This window comes from Sutterella sp., from assembly GCF_052272535.1.
Taxonomy (GTDB): domain Bacteria; phylum Pseudomonadota; class Gammaproteobacteria; order Burkholderiales; family Burkholderiaceae_F; genus Sutterella.
In genome coordinates, this window is the sequence record NZ_DAVZJY010000157.1 from 1 (window position 1) to 5,855 (window position 5,855).

Sequence of the window (5,855 nt, forward strand, 5' to 3'; positions counted from 1 at the left end):
GCCATCTCTAGGCGTGAGGGTCCAGGGGTCCGAGGTCCAGAGCGCCGGGTCGCAGCCCACCGTGTCGGTGTGGCCGGAGAGCAGAAGGCCGCCCCGCTCGTCGGGGCCGCGGCCCGTCATCGGCCCAGACCAGGCGAAGAGGTTGAGCTTGCCTCGAGAGGACTCGATCACGCGGGTCGAGAACCCGAATTCGGCAAAGCGCTCCGCCGCCCAGTGGATGAGCGGGGCGTTGGGCATGTCCGTCTCGGGCGCGACGTCGCTCATCGTATGGAAGGAGACGAGCTTTTCTAAGTACTTGAAGCAATCCGGCATGATTCTCGTCGGTGGAGGCGCGGCCGGAGGGACGCTTCGCGGGGGAGCGCCCGCCCGGCACTGCTACATTCTTTGTCCGGCAAACATATCCGACCGGGCGCGCCGCCGGCAACGGGCGGCTCCCCGAAGGGAGCCCGAAGCTCCCGCTTCGTCAAACCGAATCGGGAGAAGCGCTCAGCCGGGGACATCCTTCGGACCGGCGCAGCGGTTGAACGGCGCGCCGGCGCCATAGACTTCGAACAGATCAGAGGAGAGGAAAAGCATGACGGAAGAAGCGCAGTGCTGCGGGACGCAGCCCCTGGTGCGCCTGAAGGCGGCGGTGGTGGGCGCGAGTGGCTACGCGGGGACGGAACTCACGGGGCTCCTCCTGCGGCACCCGGGCGTCGAGCTCACGGCCCTCTACGTCTCGGCGGGAAGCGCCGACGCGGGGCGTCCGGTCGCAGAGATCGACGGGAGGCTCGAAGGCCGCACCGAGCTCACGCTCACGCCGCTTTCCGACCCGGCGGCAGCGGCCGAGGGGCTCGACCTTGTGTTTTTCTGCACCGAACACGAGGTGAGCGCGAAGCTCGCCCCGGTCTTCCTCGACGCGGGCGCGGTGGTCTTCGACCTCTCGGGCGCCTTCCGGCTCTCCGACCCCGCGGCCTACCCGAAGTACTACAAGTTCGAGCACGCGAATCCCGAACTGCTCGACGTCGCGGTCTACGCCCTGGGCGAATACGTGGATCCGGAGCTCCTCGCCGCGACGCGGCTCGTGTCGCTCCCGGGGTGCTACCCGACGGCGAGCGAGCTCGCCCTCCGGCCGCTCCTTGACGCGGGGCTCCTCGATCCTGCGGCGAAGCCCGTGATCGACGCCGTCTCGGGCGTCTCGGGCGCGGGCAGGAAGGCGAAGCTCTCGAACGCCTTCTGCGAGGTGAGTCTCTGCGCCTACGGCGTCTTCACGCACCGCCACCGCCCGGAGATCGAGGAGCACCTCGGTGCGCGCGTCGTCTTCACGCCGCACCTCGGGCCCTTCAAGCGCGGCATCCTCGCGACTGTCACCGCGCGTCTCGCTCCCGGCGCGGACGCCGCGGCCGTGCGCGCGGCCTATGAGAACGCCTACGAGGGGCGCCCGCTCGTGCGCGTGAAGAAGACCCTCCCGAAGCTCGGCGACGTCGTGGGAACGAGCTTCTGCGACATCGGGTTCGCCGTCTCCGACGACGACCCGCAGCACGGGAAGGACGTCGTCGTCGTTTCCGCGATCGACAACCTTCTCAAAGGCGCGGCCGGCCAGGCCGTGCAGGTGATGAACCTGCGCTTCGGCTTCAATGAGACGACGGCCCTCGTCTGATCCGCGTCCCTCCAGGAGAAGAACATGACTGAGAAGACCGCCGCCCCGCTCGTCCTCAAGCTTTCCGGCAAGGCGCTGGGCGCCGAAGCCGAACTCGACCGGCTCTTCCGGGCGCTTAAGGCCGCCCGCCGCACCTTCCTCCTCGTGCACGGGGGCGGCGTCGAGGTGGACCGCCTGATGGAGCGCCTCAATCTCCCCGTACGCCGCATCGAAGGGCTGCGCGTGAGCCCGGCCGAAGACATGCCCGTCATCGCGGGTGGACTCGCAGGCGCGTGCAGCCTCGCGCTGCGGGGAGCGGTCCGGCGTGCGGGACTCACGCCTCTCGGGCTTCTCGTCACGGACGGCGGGGCGGCCGAGGTCGTGCCGCAGGATGCGGCCCTCGGGCGCGTCGCGAAGACCCGCGCCGGGAGCGAGGCGGGCCGCCGCGCGCTCCTCGGCCTCATCGACGCGGGCTGGACCCCGGTCGTCTCCTCGATCGGCATGGACGCCGAGGGGCGGCTCTGGAACATCAACGCCGACGACGCGGCGCTCTCTGTCGCCGAGCTCCTCGCCGCCCCCTTGGTCTACCTCTCCGACGTCCCGGGCGTGCTCGACCACGAGAAGCGCCTCATCGCGACGCTCGACGCCGAGGGCGTGGAGGTGCTTATTGAATCGGGAGTCGTCACGGGCGGCATGGCGGTCAAGGTCCGCGCGGCGCTCTCGGCCGCCCGCGCGACGGGCGCGCCCGTCTCGATCGCCTCGATCTTCGATGCGGCTCTGCCCGACGTGGTCGCGAACGGGGGATTCCCCGGCACGGTGATGCGCGCTTGAGGCGCTTGGAAGCCCGCGGGGGCGGCGCGTAGCGCGCGACGCTCATTTCGGCCCGGATCCGTGAGGAATCCGGGCCGAAGTGTTTTTTTGGGGCATGACGGAGGAACTTTCATCGGGCACTTCCGCCGCAGACGGGTTCTCCCCGAATAGTCGAGTGAATTCCGCCGAATGGTCGACAAATCCCGGACACTGGAGGCGCAATTGTCCGCAAGCGCCGGGATACACGACGGGAGAGCGTTGAACGGCGCGCGGATGATTGAGCGGACTACATTTTCCTATACGACGGGAAATATCGAATAATCCTATAGAAACAATGAGATGACCGATTCGCAAAGAAGCCATTGCGCGCACTGACCGGTCATTTCCCGTCCTTTCCGGCACGCGTCCCGCGTTCATTTCCCTTCATTTGGCTTCGATGGGATTTGCTAGGCAGAACCTCTCATTTGGAGCCGCAAGCGCCTCCCGCCGCGTCCATAGAATCCGATTTGATTCGTCTTCCCGAGAAGGAGGCGAAGGTGATGTGTGCGCCCCCGGGCGGCGTGTCTTTCGGACGAGTTGGACGTGCTTCTCCGCGCGAAGTGGAGAAGCGCCCTCCCGAAAGGCGGCTCCTGAGGGCATTTGTTTCCCTGCGCGGCCCCGACGAACCGCGCCGACCGGCCGCAATGGATCGGGCGGCCCGGCCGACGGCCGCGGATGAGGACGGGCGGAACGCCTCCGCGCCGGCAGAAGAGCCCTTCAGACACGTAGCTCCCTCGCCGGGAGCGAGGGTTCGGCCGATTGCCTTGCCCCTTTGATCATCCAAAAAGAAGAAAATGGAAGAACAAGTCCCCCAAAACCAGTCCCGGACGATCTCGATTTCGCCCGTCGCCGACGCCGGCCCCGTCCTGACGCACCTCCTCGCGCCCGAGAAGGCCGCGAAGTTGGCGCCCCTCGGGGTTGAGCTCCCCGAAGACGCCAAGGAGAACTTTCACGGCACGCCGTTTGAAGACCTCTACGACGAGGCCGTGAACCTCCTGCGCAACAAGAACATCACGGACACGGAGCTCTCCTACCTCTCGCGCGCCCTCAATCAGATCCTCGCCAACCGCGAGCGCGGTCCCTTCTTCATCCGCCAGGGGCGCCTCTCCGACGTGGACGCCGTCGAGGAGCTCGTGAAGTACTGGGCCAAGCAGGGTGAAAATCTGCCGCGCAAGCGCGCCGACATCATCCGCAACATCGACAGCTTCGCCGTCTGCGTGCGCGACGGCCGCATGGTCGGGTGCGCGAGCCTTTTCGTCTATGATTCAGGACTCGCGGAGATCCGCTCGCTCGGCGTCTCTCCGCTCGTGCAGCGCCAGGGCCAGGGGCGCGCGATCGTGGAGTACCTCCTCAATCGTGCGCGCCGCCTCGACATCGACAAGGTCTTCGTGCTCACGCGCAATCCGAAGTTCTTCGAGCGCTGCGGCTTCAAGCTCACCAAGATCGAGGCCCTGCCCGAGAAGATCCTCAAGGACTGCGAAAACTGCGCCAAGCGCTCGCGCTGCGACGAACTCGCGTACGAGTACAACATCGGCGAATGAGGGGCGTCCGTTAGAGGCGGACCCGCTGCGGCGGACCGCCGGCGTCCGGCCAAAACCAACGATAAGAAATAAGGAAGGTTCCAAATGACTGAAGTTACGCGCGCCGACTACGACCACGTGATGATCCCCTGCTACAAGCCCGCGGACATTCTCCTCGTGCGCGGCAAGAAGTGCCGCCTCTACGATTCCGAAGGCCGCAGCTACCTCGACTTCGGCGGCGGCATCGCCGTCAACTGCCTCGGCAACGCCCCGAAGATCGTGCGCAAGGCCCTCAAGCACCAGGCCGCGCGCCTCATTCACGTGAGCAACGTCTTCGCGAACGACGCGACCGTCGGGCTCGCCAAGAAGATCACCGCGCTCACGGGCTACGACCGCGTGTTCTTCACCAACTCCGGGGCGGAGTCGAACGAATGCGCCCTGAAGCTCGCGCGCCGCACCGGCTTTGAGGTGGGCGGCGAGGAGAAGAACGAGATCATCTCCTTCACGCACAGCTTCCACGGCCGCACCTTCTTCACGGTGAGCGTGGGCGGCCAGGACAAGTACTCCTTGGGCTTCGGCCCGCGTCCCGGCGCGATCACGCACCTGCCCTTCAACGACATCGCCGCCTTCGAGAAGCAGATCTCCGACAAGACCTGCTGCGTGATCTTCGAGCCCGTGCAGGGCGAGGGCGGGGTGCTCCCCGTTGATCCTCAGTTCGCCCGCCGCGTGCGCGAGCTCTGCGACAAGCACCATGCGCTCCTTGTGATGGACGAGGTGCAGACGGGCTGCGCCCGTTCGGGCACCTTCTTCGCCTTCGAGCAGGTGGGCGTGCGCCCCGACATCGTCACGACCGCCAAGGGCCTCGCCGGCGGCGTGCCGATCGGGTGCGTCCTCACGACGAACGAGGTTGCGGCCCACTTCCACCCGGGCACGCACGGCTCCACCTTCGGCGGCAATGCGCTCGCCTGCGCCGTGGGCGCAGCCGTTCTCGACAAGATCGCGACGCCGAAGTTCCTCGCCAAGGTCCGCGAAAAGGGCGCCTACATGCGCGCCGAACTCGAGGGGCTCAACGATGAACTTCACGTCTTCAATGAAGTCCGCGGCATGGGGCTGCTGATCGGCTGCGAACTCAAGGCCTCGCTCCAGCCCAAGCTCGCCGAGATCCAGAAGAAGGCGCTCGAGGCGGGCCTCGTGATCCTCACGGCCGGTGGCACGACGATCCGTCTCTGCCCGCCGCTCATCATCAAGAAGTCCGAGATCCGCGAAGGCGTCGCGCTCCTGAAGGCCGTGCTTGCGCTCTTCGCCCACGAGGCTGAAGCCGAAGAGAAGGCCAAGGCCGCGGTGAAGCTCGTCAAGAGCGAGGCGAAGCCTGAAATGAAGTCTCCCGCCGCCGCTCCGAAAAAGCCCGCCGCCCGTCGGCCGGCCGCGAAGCGCGCCGTGAAGGCTCCGGCCGCTGTTCCCGCCGCCGCTCCGGCCGCAAAGACTGAAGCGCCGAAGGTCGACCAGAAGGTCGAAGCGAAGGCGCCGGTCCAGGCTCCGGCGAAGGCCGCCCCGAAGGCTGCGCAGCCTGCTGCGGAAAAGGAGACCGTAGTCAAGCCGGCCGCCGCGCCCAAGGCGCCTTCGCAGGCTCCGGCTGAAAAGGCTCCGGCCAAGGCGTAAGCCGGATGCGTTCCGGCTTCAGCCGCCGCTGCAGAGCTTCCACACCGTGAAGTTGGGGAGGCAGTAAACGCCTGAAAAAGCTCCGTCGATGGGAACGCCGGCGGAGCTTTTCCAATTCCGCGCAGGCGCTTTGAAGTTCGCACTGCAGGTAGATCCCAAACTCCGGGTTAGCCGATCCCTAACAGGAGAGGATCTTCGGAGGGAGCGGC

The 5,855-nt window shown here is 66.9% G+C and carries 4 protein-coding genes and 1 pseudogene; 4 read left to right on the forward strand and 1 reads right to left on the reverse strand.

Annotation, left to right across the window (positions count from 1 at the left end):
- Positions 1 to 312, reverse strand: a pseudogene (locus ACT6Y9_RS08100) (hypothetical protein); the annotation flags it as partial.
- A gap of 262 nt (positions 313 to 574) precedes the next feature.
- Here ACT6Y9_RS08100 and argC point away from each other — a divergent pair.
- From argC to ACT6Y9_RS08120, 4 genes are all read left to right on the forward strand, one after another.
- Positions 575 to 1,639 (forward strand): N-acetyl-gamma-glutamyl-phosphate reductase, encoded by a 1,065-nt coding sequence (gene argC / locus ACT6Y9_RS08105; protein ID WP_443744163.1) that lies wholly within the window; start codon positions 575 to 577, stop codon positions 1,637 to 1,639.
- Between the two features lie 24 nt (positions 1,640 to 1,663).
- Complete coding sequence (argB, locus tag ACT6Y9_RS08110) at positions 1,664 to 2,449, forward strand: acetylglutamate kinase (protein ID WP_443744164.1); 786 nt, start codon at positions 1,664 to 1,666, stop codon at positions 2,447 to 2,449.
- 812 nt (positions 2,450 to 3,261) lie between these two features.
- Positions 3,262 to 4,008, forward strand: a complete 747-nt coding sequence (locus tag ACT6Y9_RS08115; RefSeq protein ID WP_295479840.1) for a GNAT family N-acetyltransferase — start codon at positions 3,262 to 3,264, stop codon at positions 4,006 to 4,008.
- A gap of 84 nt (positions 4,009 to 4,092) precedes the next feature.
- Positions 4,093 to 5,646 (forward strand): aspartate aminotransferase family protein, encoded by a 1,554-nt coding sequence (locus tag ACT6Y9_RS08120; protein WP_443744165.1) that lies wholly within the window; start codon positions 4,093 to 4,095, stop codon positions 5,644 to 5,646.
- The last annotated feature ends 209 nt before the right edge of the window (positions 5,647 to 5,855 follow it).